General features: G+C 58.0%; 13 protein-coding genes and 2 tRNA genes. 8 read left to right on the forward strand and 7 right to left on the reverse strand.

From position 1 onward, the window contains the following. The first annotated feature begins 331 nt into the window (after nucleotides 1-331). The 6 genes from BLW03_RS19470 to BLW03_RS19495 all read left to right on the forward strand — a co-directional run bounded on the left by BLW03_RS19470 (nucleotide 332) and on the right by BLW03_RS19495 (nucleotide 9,097). Nucleotides 332-2,038, forward strand: a complete 1,707-nt coding sequence (locus BLW03_RS19470; RefSeq protein ID WP_170835090.1) for a M20/M25/M40 family metallo-hydrolase — start codon at nucleotides 332-334, stop codon at nucleotides 2,036-2,038. 99 nt (nucleotides 2,039-2,137) lie between these two features. Beyond that, a complete protein-coding gene (locus tag BLW03_RS19475) occupies nucleotides 2,138-2,893 on the forward strand; it encodes an ABC transporter ATP-binding protein (RefSeq protein WP_074655626.1) in 756 nt (251 codons plus the stop codon). Next, on the forward strand, nucleotides 2,890-4,401 hold the full coding sequence (locus BLW03_RS19480; RefSeq protein ID WP_074655627.1) for an ABC transporter permease: 1,512 nt from the start codon (nucleotides 2,890-2,892) through the stop codon (nucleotides 4,399-4,401). The genes BLW03_RS19475 and BLW03_RS19480 overlap by 4 nt, the downstream gene beginning before the upstream one ends. Then, entirely contained in the window at nucleotides 4,401-5,756 is a 1,356-nt protein-coding gene (locus tag BLW03_RS20925) for an ABC transporter permease (RefSeq protein ID WP_074655628.1), read from the forward strand. Before BLW03_RS19480 ends, BLW03_RS20925 begins: the two co-directional genes overlap by 1 nt. A 99-nt stretch (nucleotides 5,757-5,855) precedes the next feature. Next, nucleotides 5,856-7,295 (forward strand): ABC transporter permease, encoded by a 1,440-nt coding sequence (locus BLW03_RS19490; RefSeq protein WP_074655629.1) that lies wholly within the window; start codon nucleotides 5,856-5,858, stop codon nucleotides 7,293-7,295. Nucleotides 7,296-7,387: 92 nt separating this feature from the next. Next, nucleotides 7,388-9,097 carry a M20/M25/M40 family metallo-hydrolase gene (locus BLW03_RS19495; protein ID WP_074655630.1) on the forward strand — a complete coding sequence of 570 codons (1,710 nt, stop codon included), beginning with the start codon at nucleotides 7,388-7,390 and terminating at the stop codon, nucleotides 9,095-9,097. A gap of 211 nt (nucleotides 9,098-9,308) precedes the next feature. Here the strand turns inward: BLW03_RS19495 and BLW03_RS19500 are convergent, their stop codons facing one another. Next, the gene (locus BLW03_RS19500) at nucleotides 9,309-12,671 is read right to left on the reverse strand and encodes a TonB-dependent receptor (RefSeq protein WP_074655631.1); all 3,363 of its coding nucleotides are present in this window, start codon (nucleotides 12,669-12,671) and stop codon (nucleotides 9,309-9,311) included. A 514-nt stretch (nucleotides 12,672-13,185) separates the two neighbouring features. Here BLW03_RS19500 and BLW03_RS19505 point away from each other — a divergent pair. Then, a complete protein-coding gene (locus tag BLW03_RS19505; RefSeq protein WP_074655632.1) occupies nucleotides 13,186-14,412 on the forward strand; it encodes a hypothetical protein in 1,227 nt (408 codons plus the stop codon). A gap of 109 nt (nucleotides 14,413-14,521) precedes the next feature. Next, nucleotides 14,522-15,433, forward strand: coding sequence for a LysR family transcriptional regulator (locus BLW03_RS19510; RefSeq protein WP_074655633.1), 912 nt, complete (start codon nucleotides 14,522-14,524; stop codon nucleotides 15,431-15,433). Nucleotides 15,434-15,612: 179 nt separating this feature from the next. On the opposite strand, the gene BLW03_RS19515 is transcribed toward BLW03_RS19510, so the two are convergent. The 6 genes from BLW03_RS19515 to BLW03_RS19545 form a co-directional block, all read right to left on the reverse strand. Beyond that, nucleotides 15,613-15,687: transfer RNA gene (locus tag BLW03_RS19515), tRNA-Cys, on the reverse strand. 73 nt (nucleotides 15,688-15,760) lie between these two features. Next, nucleotides 15,761-15,835: transfer RNA gene (locus BLW03_RS19520), tRNA-Gly, on the reverse strand. Between the two features lie 173 nt (nucleotides 15,836-16,008). Then, nucleotides 16,009-17,883 (reverse strand): type II secretion system protein GspD, encoded by a 1,875-nt coding sequence (locus tag BLW03_RS19530; protein WP_074655635.1) that lies wholly within the window; start codon nucleotides 17,881-17,883, stop codon nucleotides 16,009-16,011. A 35-nt stretch (nucleotides 17,884-17,918) separates the two neighbouring features. Next, entirely contained in the window at nucleotides 17,919-18,209 is a 291-nt protein-coding gene (locus tag BLW03_RS19535; protein WP_074655636.1) for a helix-turn-helix domain-containing protein, read from the reverse strand. Between the two features lie 11 nt (nucleotides 18,210-18,220). Next, a complete protein-coding gene (locus BLW03_RS19540) occupies nucleotides 18,221-18,823 on the reverse strand; it encodes a CvpA family protein (RefSeq protein ID WP_074655637.1) in 603 nt (200 codons plus the stop codon). A gap of 5 nt (nucleotides 18,824-18,828) precedes the next feature. After that, the gene (locus BLW03_RS19545; RefSeq protein WP_074655638.1) at nucleotides 18,829-19,722 is read right to left on the reverse strand and encodes a phosphoribosylaminoimidazolesuccinocarboxamide synthase; all 894 of its coding nucleotides are present in this window, start codon (nucleotides 19,720-19,722) and stop codon (nucleotides 18,829-18,831) included. Nucleotides 19,723-19,766: the final 44 nt, after the last annotated feature.

A 19,766-nucleotide genomic window follows, 5' to 3' on the forward strand; every position in this document is an offset into this window, starting at 1 on the left:
TCGAACCAATGCGGGCCCGAGCATCCGCTCCAACTCTGCGCTCAGAATAATGACGAACGGTCATTGGGTCTGCCGGTATTTTTGAAACGTATCCGCTCCATAGATAGAACGTATGACGACCTTCGAGGGTCGCAGCCACATGCTAGGCTGAGCGCAATCGTAATCAATCACTGTTCCTATCTCCACGAGACTGAACATCCCTGCGGACCGCTCGCTGCGGTTCACACCGGTTTTTAGCCGGGAAGTGTCTGGTCTGTCTTCGTGAGTCCACTTCGCAGCATCCCCAAAACCGTCCCACTCTGAACTTGAAAGGAACAGCATGCAGCGACACTTGAGCGCATCTTTTCTGGCATTGGCCTTGCTCGGCACCACCGGCTGTAAAACGGATAAGCCCAAAGAGCGAAGCGCAAATACGCCCGCGAAGGAAACACTTGCCATCAAGCCAAATGGGGCGAGCGGAGTTGCACCGAAGGTGACGGGCGCACCGCCAGAGTTGCAGAAGGTGTTCGACTACATCGACACCCACATGGATGAGCACGTCGGTAACCTGCAGAAGTGGATCCAGCAGCCAAGCATCTCGAATAGCGGCGAAGGCATTCCCGAATCTGCAGAGATGGTGAAGGGCTTCTTCGACAAGCTCGGCTGCCAGACGACCCGTGTCTATGACGTGGGCATCACGGAGTACGGAACGCCCGGTAATCCCGTCGTGTACGCGAAGTGCGATGAGGGCGCGCCGAAGACTGTCGCCATCTATTGGCAGTACGACACCATGCCTGTGACGCAGCCGGACGCGTGGGTTGCACCGCCCTTTGAGGGGCGCGTAGTGGCCGGTTCCACGGCCGGTTTGCCAGACATTCCTCGCGTGCTCGTAGGACGTGGCGCCACCAATTCCAAAGGACCGGAGATGGCCCAGCTCAATGCGTTGATGGCGTATAAGGCTGTCAACGGCAAGCTTCCCGTCAACCTGATCTTCATCGCAGAAGGCGACGAAGAGCGCATGGATATCGGTCTTCGTAAGTTCATCAAAGACCACTCGGACTTGTTGGCAGAAGCAGACGCACTCTACGTAGGTGGACCTTCTGAAGGTTGCGTTTACGTTGAGCTGACCACGAGCGGCAAAGCCTGGGGCCGGGGACCGACGGACTCGGACGTGCACGGCGTGATGAAGCGCACCACGGACAGCCCGGCATGGCGTCACATCCAGATGCTTGCTTCACTCACCTCGAAGGATGGCAACACGCCCCAGATCAAAGGTTGGGACGATGGTCGCGAGTATCCGACGCCGGAACAGATGAAGCAGCTCGAAGACCGCGCCGCCAAGACTGACCTGGTGAAGATGGCAAAAGCACAAGGCGTGGCACGTTACATCGGCGATACACCGCTTGAAGTTCTAAAGGCCGGCCGGTATGGCGTCAGCTTTAACCTTGACGGCATCTGGGGCGGCAACATGTACGCTGGCGGCGCTGGCGCGATCCTGCCGAACAAGATCACGTCGAAACATGCATTCCGCTATGTGCCAAAGATGGACGGCTTGCACATTGTGCAGATGCTGCGTGAGCAGCTGGACCGTAATGGCTACAAGGACGTACAGATGAAGCTGATCGGCGATGTGCCATGGTCGCGTGGCTCTTCTCCGACGTCCGACATCTCCGTTGCGCATAAAAAGGCTGCCGAGATGCTTGGTCTGGGCGGCGATCAGGGCATGTTCCAGATGGCGTCTGCAGACCACTACGAGCAGAATGGCAAGACTCTGCCGCTGGGTGTGAACCAGTCCGAACCGACCGGTGGTTACTGGCCGAGCTACCTGTTCAGCGATGGCCCGGTTGGTCAGAAGGTCGGTAGTGTCTCGATACCTATGGGCATCGGTGCGCGTGGTGGTCAGGGTGGACGTGCGCATGCCGCGAACGAATACTACGCAGTGGAAGGCTCGCGTTGGGACAACGGTATGGCTGGCGCCGAGAAGATCGTCGCCGCTGCCATATGGGAGTTCTCGCAGACCACAACGACAGCCCCCAAGCCCAAAACCCACGCAAAGTAAACCTGAGCAGCGCGGTCCGGCCATCTCAGCCGGACCGCGCTGAATCTCTCGCGACATCGGACATCTGCACCGCAAGCAATGAAGAGGAGACGAAACTTCATGGGCATGGTCATCTCGGTTCGAGATCTGACGAAGACCTATCAACTGGGGGAACATCAGGTACACGCCCTGCGTTCCATCACGCTTGATGTTGAGGCTGGCGAGTTCGTCTCCGTGATCGGACCTTCTGGTTCCGGCAAGTCAACGCTGATGCACATCCTTGGCTGTCTCGATCAGCCAACGAGCGGGCAGTACGTCCTCGACGGAAAAGATGTTTCGCGTCTCACCGACGATGAAATCTCCCTTGTTCGCAATGAGCGGATCGGCTTCGTCTTCCAGGGATTCAACCTGCTCACGCGAACCTCCGCTCTTGAGAATGTTGAGCTGCCTCTGCTCTACGGCAAGAGCGATCTCAGTGCGGCCGAGCGGAAGCGCCGGGCCATGGCAGCGTTGGCGGCCGTTGGTCTTGAGAGCCGTTGGGAGCACCACACGAATCAGTTGTCCGGCGGTCAGCAGCAGCGCGTCGCGATCGCACGAGCCCTCCTGAACAATCCTGCGATTCTGCTCGCCGATGAACCAACCGGAAACCTCGACACCAAGACCAGTCTCGAAGTGATGGAGATCTTCCAGAAGCTGCAGCGCGAACGTGGCATCACGATCGTGCTCATCACGCATGAGATGGATGTCGCGCAGTTCGGCACGCGCATCATCACCTTCCGCGACGGCAAGATCGTGTCCGACCGTCCAAATGATCAGCGGGTACCTTCAGCAGAAGCCGCACTGCATGCGACAGCGGCGCCGGCGAGTCTCCTATGAGCCGTCTCCGCAAAACATTTACGATCTCAGTCAACGCACTCAAGCGGAACAAGCTTCAGTCGGTCTTGACGATGCTTGGCATGGCGATTGGTGTCGCAACCGTCCTCGCCATGATTGCCCTCGGTACAGGCGCTCAGCAAGCTATTACCGATCAGGTGCGTGCAGCCGGCATGAACATGCTGATCGTGAAGGCCGGTAACTTTCAGGCACAACGCGAAGCACCACCCGCCGACGCAATCGAGATGGGAAGGTTGAACCGTGTCGATCCCATGGAAGACCGCTCGCAGGGGCATTTGGAAACCGCTGCCTGGCACGGCGAAGCACGTCTTCATCTAGCGTACTTCCACCCGGAAGACGATCCCTTCGCAATTCACGATCATCCCACCGCGCGACAGCGCCTCGGTGACTCGGAAGCAGGTCTGGGGTCTGCCGCGACACTGACGATCGCGGACGCCAACGAGATCCGGAAGATGAAGGGTGTTCAGTATGTCTCGGAGGGCATTCATGAGAACGTGCATGCGGTGAACGACAGCGGTGTCCGCTGGTTTACGCGCGTCCATGGCGACGACACGGCCATGCCCGAAATCCGGCGCTCGTGGGTCTTTCCCCAGGGCCGCTTCTTCACAGGCAGGGAAGAGTCGAATGCGGAACAGGTTGTTGTGCTCGGCACCATCGTCGCAAAGCAGCTCTTCGGAGACAAGGATCCGATCGGTGGAACCGTCGATCTTTGGAAGCAAAAGTTCAAGGTGGTTGGAGTAGTAGGCAGCTCCAGTTGGCTATCCACGCCACAGGCGGGTGACGACCAGTTCGACGCGGTGTACGTACCCGTGACCACCATGCAGAAGCTGCTGAATCTGTCCAAGTTGAACGACATTACGGTGACCACAGTCTCTACGGGTGATGTTTCGAAGGTGGAGAAGGGAATCGTCACCCTGCTGCGCCAGCGGCACAGCATCACCGCGAACAAACCTGATGACTTTACTGTATCCAGCCAGGCGAGTAAGGCTCTGACCAGCGGCAGCATGCGGCCAGAGGTCGCACATGCCGTGACCGGCAACGTCGCCGGCCTGGAAAAGATCACGCTGGATCAGCTCGGTAAGAGTCTCGAGCGCTCCAGCCGCACCATGACCGCGCTGCTTGTCAGCATCGCAACCGTCAGTCTCATCGTCGGTGGCATCGGCATCATGAACATCATGCTGCTCAGCGTCACCGAGCGTACCCGCGAGATCGGCATTCGCCGTGCCGTAGGTGCGCAGGAAAAGGAAGTCCTCAGCCAGTTCCTGATGGAGTCCGTTTTCCTGAGTGTAATGGGCGGATTGGCAGGCGTTCTCATCGGAACGATCGCCGCCATCTCCATCTCCCGCAGCGCGCACTGGTCGACCAGCGTGCCGTTCTCTGCCATTGCACTATCGTTCGGGATCTCAACCGTGGTCGGGGTCTTCTTCGGCTACTATCCTGCGCGTGAAGCCTCTCAAGTGCCTCCGCTGAATGCCCTGAGGTATGAATAATGCTGAAGAAAAGCCTTCGTATCGCAATGGCGGCGTTGAAGAAGAACAAGCTGCGCACTGGCCTTGCACTGCTGGGTATGACCATTGGTGTAGCAGCGGTCCTGACCATGTTCGCGCTCGGCACAGGCGCGCAACAGAATGTCTCCAGTGAAGTGAAGTCGGCGGGAACCACGCTGCTGTTTGTGCGTGCCGGCAACTTCACCAAGGGTGGAGAAGAAGCAAAGATCGCCACAGGCATGGGATCCGCTTCCACACTTACTCCTGACGATGCCGTCGCCATCAGCAACGTGGATGGCGTCGCGCATGTCTCCAGTGTGGTGCGGGCCCGCAGCTGGATCTCGCACAATCAGGACAAGCAATTCGCCGAAGTGTATGGGACGGACTTCGATTACCCGAAGATGTTCGACTGGACGTTTGAGAAGGGCAAGTTCTTCAAGAGCGGGAGCGTGCAGGCTTCCGAAAACGTGGTCGTGATCGGCTCCACGCTGCGGGATCAGCTGTTTCCGGACGAGAATCCTGTCGGCCAGCAGATCGAAATTCATGGCACACCCTTCACGGTCAAAGGCTGGTTCAGCTCAAACGACGAAGACCAGGCTGCCATGGCTGTGGTTCCCTACACAGCGCTCCAGAAGCTGACGAACACTCACTCCCTCAGCCAGATCACGCTCACCGCAGCCGAGGCGGGACAGGCCTCGCAGATCGCCAAAGACATTGTGCCGCTGCTACGCCAGCGTCATCATCTGGACCAAGCAAAAAATACCTCGGCGACTGCAGGCGCTCTAGGTGGCTTTCAGGGCGCAGGCGCAAACAGCGCTACACCGGATGACTTCACCGTCAAGACACAGGCATCGGAGGCACTTACCAAGGGGCTGAATACATCGGTCGCGGCGTTCATCCTTGCAAACATGCCACAGATGGACCAGGTGAACCTGCAGGAGATGTCTGGCACATTGAGTCGCGCCGGTCAGACCATGACCGCGCTACTTGCCGCTATTGCAACGATCTCGTTGATTGTTGGCGGCATCGGCATCATGAACATCATGCTGATGAGCGTGACAGAACGCACGCGTGAGATTGGCATCCGCCGTGCCGTTGGTGCACGTTCGCGGGATGTCCTGATGCAGTTCCTGGTAGAGGCGATGACGCTGGGCCTTGCCGGTGGTGTCTTCGGAATTCTGCTAGGCTTCCTTGCGTCCTTTGTCATTACCACCGTCCTGCGATGGCCTGCAGAAGTTTCTATTGGAGCCATTGCCCTCTCCCTCGGCGTCTCCGTGGCAACGGGCGTGTTCTTTGGGTTTTACCCGGCGCGCCGTGCTTCCATGTTGAACCCCATCGACGCTCTGCGCTTCGAATAACGAACACCGTGGTATGGCACTTACGGTTCTAAGGGAGGACGTTGCGTGGCTGCTTCCAAAAGCCTTGTCATCGCGCTTCGGTCACTAAGACGGAATCGCATGCAGACAGCGCTTACAGTGCTGGGCTTGATGATCGGCGTTGCAACTGTCCTTGTCATGATCGCCGTCGGCAGCGGTGCCCAACGGTCCATCACAGGGCAGGTCAGGGCCGCGGGTATGAACGTCATCCTGGTGAGCAGTGGCAACTACAAGATGCCGCAGCAATGGACCAGCCAGGGAGAAGCGGAGGAGCCAGCCGCCTGGCATCCGCAAATCAGCAAGCACCTTCGCTTCGACGATGCGGTCTACTACGGTCGCCGCCCCCTTTCTCTAAGCCGAATGCAAAACAGCCCAGCGACAAATCCTTTCCACGACTTTGCCAGAGGTGGCGAGAACGCCGGGGGCCTCGGGGCAGCAACAACACTTACAACGGAAGATGCCGCCGCGATTCGAGAGCTGCCGGGTGTGCAGGCGAGTTCGGGTGGCATGCATGAGAACGGCAACGTCTCTGCTCCTGGCGAAACGCAGAAGCATGTCCTGACACAGATCCGTGGAGAGCAGGTCTGGCTGCCATCGATTCGGCGCGCGTGGATTATGAAGCAGGGCCGCTTCCTGAATGAAGCGGAAGATTCGCAAGCTCAGAAGGTGGCCGTACTCGGCAGTGTCGTCAGCAACGAACTCTTCGCGGATCGCAATCCCGTGGGCGAGCAGATCGATCTTCCCGGCGGATCGTTTCGCGTCATCGGTGTCATCGCCTCCGGTAGCTGGATGGTTCCAAGCTCTGCGGGCGATGGGCAGTTTGACGCGGTCTACATACCGCTTCGCACGGCGCAGCAACTCCTGGGGCGCAGCAATCTCGACACCGTAACCGTCGCGACCGAATCCACTGGCGATGTCTCGCGACTGGTTAAGACGATCAGCGCGGAGTTACGGCGACGCCATGGGCTTGCGTCCGCGGCGCCAGACGATTTCACCGTGGCAAGTCAGGCCCGCGCAGCGATCGCACGCGGCGGAATGCGGACGGACATCTCACGCGCGATGATGGGCAACGCCAACAACCTCGATAAAGTCACGCTCGCTCAGCTTGGTAAGACGCTCGACCAGGCGAGTCGAACCATGTCTGCTCTATTGGCCGCCACCGCTGCCGTCAGCCTGATTGTGGGCGGTATCGGCATCATGAACATCATGCTGTTGAGTGTGACGGAACGCACACGGGAGATCGGCATTCGTCGCGCTGTCGGAGCGCAGGCGGACGAGTTGATGGAGCAGTTCCTCATTGAAGCGGTCTTGCTGAGTGGTGGCGGTGGCCTGTTAGGAATCGCACTCGGCCTTGCGGCTTCCATCGCCATTGCGCGCACGGTGCAGTGGTCTGTCCAGCTTTCGTGGGTTGCCATCTGTCTATCCTTCGGCATCTCCGCAGCCATCGGCATTGTCTTCGGTTACTATCCCGCCCGGCAGGCTTCGCGGGTAAGTCCCATGACCTCTCTGCGCTACGAGTAAATGCAGCGAACGCGTCACGAAGGTATTCCTGACGTTGCTTCAAGTTCCAGCACCAAGGGAAACGAAACTGTTCCGAGAAGGAGTATGCCCAGATGAATCGCACATCGTTGCCACTGTCCTTACTAACCCTCGTCACCTGTCTTACAACCATCTCCTGTAAGCATCCGGCTACTCCTCCCGCAACAAAGCAGGCTTCGCTGAGTAATGCGGCCGTTCACATACGGCCTCGTGGTGATGAGACCATCGCCCCCGATCTTTCCAAAACGCCGCCCGACCTGAAGAAGGTCTACGATTACATCGACGCACACATCGATGATCACGTTGTCGACTTTCAGAAGTGGATTCAGCAGCCCAGCATCTCGAACAGCGGCGAAGGCATCCCGGAATCTGCGGAGATGGTGAAGGGTTTCTTTGACAAACTCGGTTGTCAGACGACGCGTGTCTACGACGTCGGTATCACCGAGTACGGTACGCCGGGTAACCCGGTCGTCTATGCAAAGTGCGATGAGGGCGCGCCGCGCACGCTCGTTCTGTACTGGATGTACGACACCATGCCGGTCACGCAGGCCGATGCTTGGATCGCACCCCCGTTCGAAGGCCGCATCGTTGATGGCAAGACCGCCGGCATCGACCCCATGTACAAGAAAGTGCTCATTGGCCGAGGTGCGACGAATTCCAAGGGACCGCAGCTCGCACAACTCGAAGCCCTCATGTCCATGCGCGCCACGATGGGGAAGTTGCCGGTCAATATCATCGTTGTGGCTGAGGGGGATGAAGAGCGGATGGACATCGGTCTCCGCAAGTTCGTCAAGGATCACCCCGAGTTGTTCAAGGGCGCTGACGCGATGCTGCGTTTTAACTTCCAGGGTGCCGGAGGTACGGCGAATATGTCCGGCGGCAGCGAAGGTTGCGTTTATGTGGAACTGACGACCAGCGGCAAGGCCTGGGGCAAGGGCCCAACGGTATCCGATATCCATGGTTCATGGAAGCGCTCCGTGGACAGCCCGGCATGGCGTCATATCAAGATGCTCGGGACGCTTGTTTCCGACGACGGCAACACACCGAAGATCGCTGGCTTCTTCGATAACATGCAGCCTCTCTCTCCGACGGAGACAGCCGGATTGCGACAGGCGAGCCAGAAGCTTGACCTAAAAAAGGCGGCTGACAATCTCGGCGTCGGTCGCTACATCTCGGATGATCCCTTCACCATGCTGAAGATGTCACGCTACGGAACCAGCTTCAACCTGGACGGCATCTGGGGCGGCAATATGTATGCCGGTGGTGCCGGCGCCATCCTGCCTAATAAGATCACCTCAAAACATAACTTTCGCTACATCCCCAACATGAACGGCCTTGATCTTGTGAAGAAGCTGCGAGCTCAGTTGGATAAGAATGGGTACAAGGACGTCGATATGAAACTCATCGGCGATGTGCCCTGGGCCAAGATGCGCTACGACACGGATATCGCAGCTGCCGTCGCCGCAACCTTCGACGAGTTTGGTATCCAGTACCAGACCCCGACGTCTGAAGAGACGATCCTTGGTGGCTACTGGCCAGCGTACCTTTTCGCCAGTTCAGAAGTTGGACAGCGTGTCGCACCCGTCACGATGCCGATTGCAGCCGGTGAACTTGGCTCTGGAGGCCGTGCCCACGCGGCCAATGAGTATTACATCCTGGAAGGTGCAGGGAAGACCTATGGGCTGGCCGGTGCGGAGAAGTCGACCGCCTCGATCATCTATAACTTCGGGCACGGTGTGAGACCAAAGACGATGCCCACACCTCCGGCGGCGCCCACAAAGTAAGCTCCCAATACACGATCGCAAGCGTAAAGGGTCGGAGCGATACGCTCCGGCCTTTTCGTTCGCTCTGATCATCTGTGAGTTCAGATAGGACATGAGGCGAGGCGTGAAGGAGGCGCACTGGATGTCCCACGAGTGAGTCAGGACGCACCCAGGTAACGACGAAGGACCGGAGCATAAGCCCCGGCCCTTCGTCGTTGCGATTGACTTAGTACTAGTAAAGGATGCGCAATGAGAACTGCAGATCGCGCGGATTGTTTGCCTGAGTGATCGTTCCGAAGGAACTCGTGCTTGTCGTAGTCGGGACATATTGCACACCTGTTCCAAGAGGATTGAGGAAGTTGGGGTGATTCAATAGGTTGAATGACTCAACGCGGAACTGGCCGTTAACCCGTTCAACAATCGGGAAGGTGCGTGATAGCGTCAGGTCCAGATCCGTATACTTCGGCCCCGTGACCTGGTTGCGACCGGCAGTTCCGAACTGTCCAACTTGGGTTACAACCCCGTTGACCACTACGAAGGCAGCTGGGTTGGAATACGCCGCAGTGTTAAACCACTGTGCTACCGTGTGCGTTTTCGTTCCGTTCGCGGTGTTCACTGCGGCATTTGGATTCGCTACAAGATTCGGGCGATCGGCGTTACCAAAGTATCCGCTGTTGTTGCTTGATGAGTTCGTAATCGTGAAGGGGCGACCGGTCTGGAAGGTGAAGATACCAGAGAGCTGGAAGCCACCAAAGAGTGCTGAGGAAAGGCCATGGTTGAGGTACGCCTTGCCTTTGCCGAAGGGCAGCTCTGCCACCGGGCTGAAGACGATGCGATGACGAACATCGAAGTCCGACAGACCGCGCTCTGCCCTCAGGTTGTAGGGGTTCTGCGCCGTGCCGGAAGAGTTGGAGCCAGAACCGATACCACCGCCACCGTCGATGGACTTAGCAAAGGTGTAGGCGAGCAGGAAGGTGACGCCATTGCGATTGGTCTGCTTCAGGCTGTTCTGCCAGGAGTGAAACTCAGAGTTCGCTCGTGTTCCTTGGCTGCTTACAGTAGAGAAGTTGGGGAAGGGACGATCCGACTGCCGCGGCACGCGGCTATTGACGGTGTAAGTCGAAGGATTGATCACATTCGCCGAAATGGATAGTGGCAGCCTGGTGCCCTTCGAACCGAAGTAGGTCGTTTCGAAGACCATGCTGCTCGTGATCTGCTGCTCCACGCCCAGGCTCCATTCCGTGATGTACGGCGTGCGATAGCCGCGGTCGATGCTCAACGGTGAAAGCGATGCAGAGCAGCCAGTCTGGGCGCCCGTTGTGCACGAAGGGAGAGGTGTGCTGTTTGGAACCGAGAACGGTGAGTCCAGGGAGATCGTGTTGACAGTCCGAGTTGCTGCCACACTCTGCGTCGAGGTGAAAGTACTCACATTACGGAATGGCGATTGTGTTCCGGTAGTGAGGAACTGATTGTAAAGCAGCGGTGTGTTGTAGAAGACACCGGTCGCACCCTTCACGACAGTCTTTGCCTGATCGTAGGGCTGCCAAGAGAAACCGAACCGGGGTGCGAAGTTGTTGTAGTCCGGATCGTAGATGCTCGTAGGATTGCTGCCGCCGGCGGCAAGGAACTGTTGCTGAGACAGGCTGAAGTTTGATGTCGTGTTATGTGGGGAGTAGACGGGCTTGTCGTACTCATAACGGAGACCGAAATTCAAGGTCAGATTTGGCTTGATCTTCCAGTCATCCTGAACGAAGTAGTCCTGGCCCTGAAAGTTCAGGTATACCGTTCCGGCTGTGGCTCCGATGGTGGATGTGTAAGTCAGTCCCAGCAGGAAATCGGCTACTGAATCGCCCGTATAACCTACGTGATTCCCGGTGCCGGCGAGTGTGGCGATCGAAGCATCGTTGACGACGAACGCTCCGCGACCAGAACTGGTGATCACGTTGGTCGATTTTGCCAGAAGCAGATCCGCACCCAGTTTGAAGGTGTGGGCTCCGTGGGTCCAGGTGAATGTGTCGGCCACTTGGTAGTGGTTATCCCAGCGATTCTGCGGCAGATTCGTAGCGCCGCCGATCGTTGCGTAGCCACTGATTGCTGTGTTCGGCAGTCCAAGGTTATTTGCGTAATTGGCCTGGTTGAAGTAGGGACCGCCGGGCAGACCCGTGTAAGCGGCACCGATGGCGGTGTTATCTTCCTGTACGCGCGGCTGCTGCAAGCGCTGGAAGCCAAGGCGAAGGTCATTCACCATGCTGGCCGTCAGCACGCGGTCATAGGTCGCGTTGACCAACGTTGAAATCTGATTGGTATAGCAGCCAAACTTCGGTACGACGTACGAAGAGCAAAGTGAATTCGATGGCTCAAACGCGGGATCTTTGAAGAGATTGAAGCTCCCGTTGATCGAGTCCTTTTCGCTGAAGCGGTGATCCACCCGGGATGTGAACTCGTTCATGTTTTCTGTACGAGTTTCCTGAAAGTTGTAATTATTCGAAGTTCCCGCTGCATTCGGAGCCGGGAAACCCAGGCGGGCAATCGTCTGACCTGCAATAGCGCCGGTGGAACCGTAATGATATTTCGAGGTGCCAGCCATAGCTGTGGCCAGGTTGTAGCTGTTGGTTGTACCAGCAAGGGGCGTCATGGGCAAACCCGTGGAAGGATCGTAGAGAGTCTTCCCCGTGAACAAGCCATTCAGCATAGCGGTTGTCGGTACAGTCGCAAGTGCCGTTACAGCCTGACGGATACGCTGCCCTTCATAACCAAAGAAGAAGAACGTCTTGTCCTTCCAGATGGGCCCGCCGATCGTCGCGCCGAAGGTGTTCTGCTTGAACGAAGGAGTCTTTGCGCCCGATGCGGTGAAGTATGGCTTCGCGTCGGTGTACTCATTGCGGATGAACTCGTAAGCCGAACCATGGAATGCATTCGATCCGCTCTTGGTGATAATGACGACCTGGCCGCCGGACATGCGGCCGTATTCTGCGGGATACACACCGGTCAGAAGGCGGAACTCCTGGATGACTTCAACGGAGGGCCGGAACGACGGCTGTGCCACGCCCATATCGTTGTCGTAAATGCCATTAACCGTGAACTGGTTGCTGATCTCTGATGCGCCGGCGATGTTGATACCACCGCGGAAACCAAGCGTCGAATTCTGTGCGGGCTGATACGCGGCAGGCGACAGCAGGGCAAGCGAATAGAACTGGCGGTTTGCCAACGGCAGTTCAACGACCTGCTTGTTGTCGATGACCGTGGCGTTGGACGAGGTATCCGTCTGCAGGAGAGTATCTGCGGCGGTCACGCTTACGCTCTCAGCCGTGCTGCCTGCGTCCACGTGCAGGTCCAGACGCTCTACGTCGCCGACATTCAGGGTGATGTTGTTGAACGTCTTCGTCGAGAAGCCTGTGGCCTCCACAACAACGACGTATACGCCGGGCTGCAGGTTCGCAAGATTGTAGCGACCCTGATCATCCACACTGAGTGTCCGGGTAAAGCCGATAGCCTTATTCGTCACGGTCACCTTTGCAGAAGACACCACTGCATCTGTGGAGTCCAGAACGGTGCCGGCCAGCGTCGCTGTTACAGTCTGGGCGTGGAGAAGCATCGGACCAGCCGTGAGGCTAACAAGAGCCGCACCCTGAAGTAGAGAGACATGACGATTGAATCGAGAGAACAATCCGACCTCCTTGGACCTGACCCGTACCCCAGCAGCGCCACACGTCACAGGACGGCGGCGTCACGTTTGGCCACGCGACGTTCAATTAGTTGGCGATAGACATGAAGCGCTCAGTGCTTCAATGCAAAGAGAAGAAGTAATTGGGTGAAGTAAGCAAGTTTTAACAGTGGGTCGTACAGAGGTAAAGCGAAGTGTGGCATCTTCTATCGCGCCCATAGAGAAGACGGTGGGTAGCTCTGCGAATGCTGCGTTTGAAGTGAAGGCGCCGAACAGGTATAGCTGATCTATGGAAGACATCTCCAATCCGCGCAGGTGGGTGAGTCGCTCTGTTGCCGTCGTTTTGACTTGTTTCGCGCTCGCGCTGGCTGGCTGCACATCTTCTCGAAGTGCAGACGGCAAAGCCGATCCATGGGAGACGATTGCAGGAAGATATGTTCGTCTTGTGGTCGCACTCGGAGAACGGGATCCGGATTCGCTTGACTTCGCCGTTGTCTCACAGGGGTTGCGTGTAGAGGTTCACGCGGCCTATCCAAACCTGGGCCAGATCGGTAGGGAAGCGAAGGCATTGCGAGCGCAGGTGCACGAGCTTCGCATCGCAGACAGAACGCCTGTAGATAAAGGGTTAGTCGAGAGAGGCGCCTTACTCGAGGCTCAACTCGTCGCGATCGAGAGGCGTGTCGAGATGCTGCAAGGACAACGGTTTCCTTTCGATGACGAAGCGCGTTTTCTTTTTGCCACGACACGGCTGACCGACAGGAGCGTTGCGGAACGGAGCAGAGCAAGGAGCAGCATCGAATCGCTGCTGCCACCGGAGAGGAGAGCGACTCATCAGTCATCATCGGAACGTTATGCGGCCTATGACTCAGGCTTCGCCGTCCCTGCGGAGCGTCTCCAGCCGGTGATGGTCGCTGCACTGGCGGCATGCAGGGAACGCACGGCGGCGCATGTATCTCTTCCTGCGAATGAGTCGATCGAACTGGCATTCGTCCGAAACCGACCTTGGAGCGCCTTCAGCCGCTACCTGGGATCGGCGCACAGTCTTATCCAGGTCAACCTCGACTTTCCCTTAACAGTGGATGAGGCGCTCGAATTGGCGTGTCACGAGGGATACCCCGGACACCATGTCTTCAACACCCTTCACGAAGCGGCTTTCGTGCAGCAGAAGCGCTGGATGGAAGCGAGCGTTCAACCCACGTTCAGTCCAGAATCGTTCCTCTCTGAGGCTGCCGCAGCTTACGCACCCCGCATGGTTCTTTCCGACGCTGAACGTGCCTATGTGGAGCGAGTGATTCTTTTCCCGTTGGCGGGACTGCCTGCGAGCAAAGCGGATCTCTACGTGAAGATCAGTACTCTCGTACGTTCCTTGAAGTCTGCGGAACCTTCGATTGCGCAGCGATATGTTGATGGCGATCTGGAATTTGTGAGAGCCGGAAGCGCCCTCGGGGCAGAGGCTTTCATGGCCCACCCCGATGCGACTCTTCTATACCTGAATGAATACCGCTCGTACATGCTGGCCTATACGGATGGGGAGGAGCGGGTCTCTCGGTGGGTTGACGGGGGCGCGGAATCCGGCGGCGCAGCCAGAACTCGAAGTCTGGAAGACCGCTGGAGTCGCTATCGGGAGTTGGCGATCACACCCGGCGCCCAACATTTCTTGAGCGCCGAATAGACCTTTCTCAGCGGTCTCGCCTATGCTTGACTCATCGGAACATTCATAAAGTTAGTTAAGCAAACGACCCCGGACCGCGGTTGTGTTCGGCAATGCCAGTAGGAGAATCGTGGACTTTAATCAGCTTCGAACGTTTCTGGAGGTCTCTCGGAACAAGAGCTTCTCCAAGGCGGCAGACAAGCTACACCTTACCCAGCCCTCCATCTCGGCGCAGGTGCGGTCTTTGGAGAAGTCCCTTGGCCATCGTCTGTTCGAGCGTGGCGGCGGTAAGGTCACGCTGACGGCGGCCGGCCGCGTCTTTGAGCCGTACGTTGAAGACTGCCTCTCGCGTCACAACCACATCAAGCTTGTTCTGGATGATCTCTCTCGTTCGCCCAGAGGTTCGCTCACAGTAAGCGCGAACGACTCGACAGCGCTCTACGTGCTGCCTCATCTATTCAGCAGATTCAAGAAACAGCACCCGCGGGTCGCTCTGACGGTGAATCGCACGGAACGTGTCCGTACGGTCGAACTCGTCCTGAATCGAGAGGTGGACTTCGGCGTTGTCTCCTTGCCATTGACAGAACCGCGACTCAAGACCGAGATCATCCATGAAGATGAGCTTGTTCTGGTGGCCTCACCTCGTCACCCCCTCGTCACCGGCGCCACCATCACGCTTGAAGCGGTGTCGAAGCATAGCTTGCTGCTGCCCGTGAGAAGTCGTCGCAGAGAGATGCTGGACCGGCTCTTTTCGGAGCGAAATCTCATCCCTCGGATCGGTATGGAGCTCGATTCCAACGAACTTTTGAAACGTCTCATCATGGCCGACGCCGGAGTCGGTTTTCTGCCCCTGGTGAACGTCGCAGCCGAAGTTCGTTCGAGGCAGCTTATGGTGCTTAAGGTCAAAGATGTCCATATTCCACGGAAACTGGCACTCATCTGGCACAAGGATCGCGACCTGCCCGTAGCATGCCAGATGTTCTTCAAAGTAGCGACCGGGTCCTGGCTTTCCGAATCGCTGCTGGCATACGGACTGGCATAGATCGTGAATCTCAGGGGCTCCGTCGCTCCTAAAGGACGCGAAGCTCGTCCTAGGCCTACGATATGTGGCGCCGCGAACTCATCTCAGGGTTTCTGTACGAAACGGAAGCACGGCAGGGAGCCCAACGCCGTCGTGTGTCGACATCTGCAGAGCAAGTTGCTTTGTAGGGACTGGAAGTTTGGAGGCGCGGGTCGGGATCGAACCGACGCATAAAGGTTTTGCAGACCTCTCCCTTACCACTTGGGTACCGCGCCATTGCGCATCCGGGGTGAACGCGCTTCTTCAGAAAGCCGACTGAAGCATCTCAGGAAGGGAAAAAGGCTTTATTGGAGCGGGAGACGGGATTTGAACCCGCGACATCTTCCTTGGCAAGGAAGCACTCTACCACTGAGCTACTCCCGCTCAACAAGATTAAGTATATCGGGCCTTTCCACTTAGGTCAACGCATGGGGTCAACCTTGAAACAACCAGTGTTCATGCAGGTTTTGATCCGGGTAGTCCAAAGACATGTGGAAGACTTTGCGGAAACGACACGGCCTGCGTAAGTGCCATTCGGGTGCGCGTCCAACTTGTTGCTAGTCGTCGTCGGGCCGCTGCGGAAGCGCAATGTATGGGCCTGCGGGATTGCGGTGACCATACCGCACGATGTGCGGTGTCAGCATCAACACGAGGTCTCCTGTGGTTCGCGTGCCATTGCGATTTGTAGTGCTCTGGAAACCTGGCAATTCGCTCAGGCCGGGCGTACCGGTAACGGCAGTGGTCTCTGCGCTGTTGGTATTGCTGATCATCATGGCAGTCTCGCCATCAGCCATCGTCAGATCCGACGTGAACTGGCGACTGGACAGGATCGGAATCCCGTTCAGTGAATTGCCGGAGAGCGCACTGACCTTCACCTCCAGGTGCATGCTGACATCGCCCGTGCGCAGGATGCGAGGCACCGCCGTTATGACCAGTCCCAGGTCCTCATACTGCACCTGCGGAATGACGCCGGTACTGCCCGTCGAGCTGGTTCCGAGGTACTGCGCCAGCAGGCTAGCAAGGCTTACACCGTTCACCGTCGTGTTGGTGGTGCTTGTCGAGGCGATGTCGCTGAAAAGCGACGTCTGAATGGGATAGCGAGTGCCCGCCTTGAAGATGATCGTCTGCCGATCGCTGCCGCGCAGTTGCACATCCTCCAAGGAACGCGCATCACTCTGCGACAGCGCAAGATTGATGGTGGGGCTGTTGCCCGTCGACAACACGGACGTAGTCGCACCACCACCGAAGATGAGGAAGCTGTTCGCCAGCAGGGAACTGGAACCTCCGACACCGGCGACGAAGACCAGGTAAGCCGCAATCTCGTACACGCTGGTGGTGGAAGGTATCACTCCGCTGGCGATGAGTTGTGTCACCAGCGACTGGTTTGCAGCCACGATGCTCTGCGCCTGGGATGCGAGGCTGAAGGCGCTGAGCGATGCCGGCAGAATAATGCCAAGGTTTTGTGTGCGCGACTTATCGACGGCGTAAAGCTTCATATCGATGACGACATCGCTGTTGCCTGTCAGCAGGTCATTGAAGATCTTGTCTGCAGCGTCCACCAGTTCTGCCGGACCTCGCACCACCAGTGACCCCTCAACCGGCTGTACGCTCACCTGCTTCAAAGTCAGCAGGTTCTGCGCGATGCTCACGAAATCCTTCAGTTGATCTGCGGAGAAGCCCGGCAGGTAGTAGACGGCTTCCACCAGGCGCTCGTAGCGCTGTCGATTTGGTGTTGTGTCGGTCGCGAAAATGAGTGTGTGTTCGTCCAGCGGCACCGACATTGTATTCGTGAGAACGGCAAAGACGCTCATCACCTCGTCGTAGCTGGCATCATCCACGTCAATGCGGTACGACTTCGCGGGGATTTCCGGGTCGAGCACAGCCTTCAGTCCGTAATCGGCTGCTATGTGTGACGCGAGCGTGCGGATGTCACTGCGCTCGTGGTAGCTGTGAAGGCCGTTGGTATGCAGCAGAACAACGCCGCCGGCAACATCCATCCGCCGCACCGGCTTCACGACAGGAGGCGTATTGTGCTGCGTGACACGCGGATTGTCCCGGTCCAGAACCCGAGCCTGCTCCACCAAGGCATCTGCTGCAGAGGCGTCCGTGGGACGTTTTGCAGCGGCCTGCTGCAGCAGATTCGTCACACGGTGTTCGCGCGAAAGCACCAGCGCCTGCACGTATTCAGCATGTGTGGGATCGGCGGAGACGGCCCGCGCGAAGTCTCGTTCCGCAGGCAAAAACTCACTCTTGCTGAGGTGCTTCGCCCCGGAAAGATAAGCGTCTTCCGCTGTGGCGCGCTGTTTCGCAGAAGGAGGGAGCGGGCTCTTGGGATCGGGCGCAGTCGATTGAGCGCTTGCAGCGGGCGCAACGAGAAGCGCAGCAATGCATGCCAGGGATAGTCCGCGGCGATGGGTCAGAGAAGCAGTCATGCCTGCAGCATTAGACGTTCGAGAGGCGACAAACTCTAGCGGACACGTGCGAGCGTCTGAAGACGGGGTGTTCCCGCGGCGCGATCGCTGCGTGCCGGCCGCTTCAGGCCATTGCGGATCTGTGCCGTGTCCATTTCCAATTCGGCAAGCGTCCGGCTCAGCGTGTTGCGGTGCATGCCGAGTTCTTCAGCACTTTTGCACTGATTGCCGCGATGGCTCAGAAGAACCTGCAGAAGGTAGCGCCGTTTGAATTCACGCACAGCTTCTTCGTACGAAACGCCGTCCGCATGCATCTGCGCCACCAGGATGTCCATTTCCCGCTTCACTCGTACTCACCTCAGTCTGATGGCGTCGTGCGTATCTTGATCGTCGCAGGCTCACCGGCGGCGCTTCTGGCATGTGACCACCAGAGGCTGGCCGGGAGGCGCTTTCCAAAGTCGCGCGGCACAACGAAGGATATCCCATGCGCGGCCGGAAGCAAATAGGGCAAAAGCACTGAAGTTTTCGCAGCGGCAAAATCGCGCAGAAAAGGGGCCATCGGCAGGATCAGCGCAGCAAGAAGAAGCACGCCGCGAGCGAACCCAAAACAGGCGCCCCCAAGGCGATTCAGGAAGCCAAGCCCAATGGCGCCGGCCGCACTGTGCAGCAACCGTCCCAGCAGCGCCGCAACGACGTAAACCGCGGCCAGGATCAGCACAAACGCCACGATCTCCGCAAAGGCGTAGGGCGTAAGCCACCGCGCCAGGTAGGCTGCCCCTTGGGGTGCGTACCAGCATGCGGCAAAGATGCCGATCAACAGACCGGCAAGCGAGACCAGGGAACGGATCAGGCCGCGCATGAATGCCGTGACGGTCGAGATGGCGAGCACGAGCGCAATCGTCCAGTCGAGCGGATTCATGCCGTTCAGGCCGATTGTGACGCCGTGCAGGGCATTGTTCATGGCGATTATTCCGGCAGCTCCTGCTTGCCAGTGAGCAGCGTGAAGGCCTGCAGGTACTTGGCCCGCGTCTCCTCAACCACTTCGTCGGGCAGCGCGGGTGCAGGCAACTGCTTGTTCCAATGGATGCGCTCCAGATAGTCCCGCACAAACTGCTTGTCGAACGACGGCTGCGCGCCGCCGGGCGCGTAGCCGCTGGCGAGCCAGTAGCGGGATGAGTCCGGAGTCAATACTTCGTCGGCCAGCACCAGCAGATCGCTGCCATCCTTTGCGGGAACAAAGCCGAACTCAAACTTGGTGTCCGCGAGAATGAGGCCCTTGCTCTCGGCATATTTCGAGGCCGTTGAGTAAATGGACAGTGTCAGCATTCGAAGCTCTTCGGCCAGTTCCTCACCGACTGCATCGACGACGTGATCGAAGCCCACGTTCTCGTCATGTCCGGTGTGGTTCTTCGCTGCGGGCGTAAAGATCGGTTGGGGCAGGCGGTCGCTCTCGCGGAGACCGCTTGGCAGCTCGATGCCGCACACCGCGCCAGTCTGCTGGTAATCCTTCCATCCCGATCCAGAGAGGTAGCCGCGCGCGACGCACTCCACCTGCACCATCCGAGCACGCTGCACAATCATGCTGCGGCCGCGCAGATCGTCACTGAATGCCTGCAAATCTGCGGGATAGTCGCGGACGTCCGCCGTGATCAGGTGGTTTGGAACCAGATTCCGCAGGAAATCAAACCAGAAGAGGGATAGTTGCGTCAGCACCTTGCCTTTATCGGGCACCAGGCTACCCAGCACATGGTCGAAGGCAGAGATGCGGTCACTTGCCACAAACAGCAGACGGTCCGTGCCGACCTCGTACAGGTCGCGCACCTTGCCAGTCAGGATCGGTTTCAGGTCGCTAAAGCTCATCCTCTTGATTTCACCACTTTTTCCCGAGTACGTGCGGATTCATG

Origin of the sequence: Terriglobus roseus, from assembly GCF_900105625.1 — a bacterium.
Taxonomy (GTDB): Bacteria; Acidobacteriota; Terriglobia; order Terriglobales; family Acidobacteriaceae; genus Terriglobus; species Terriglobus roseus_B.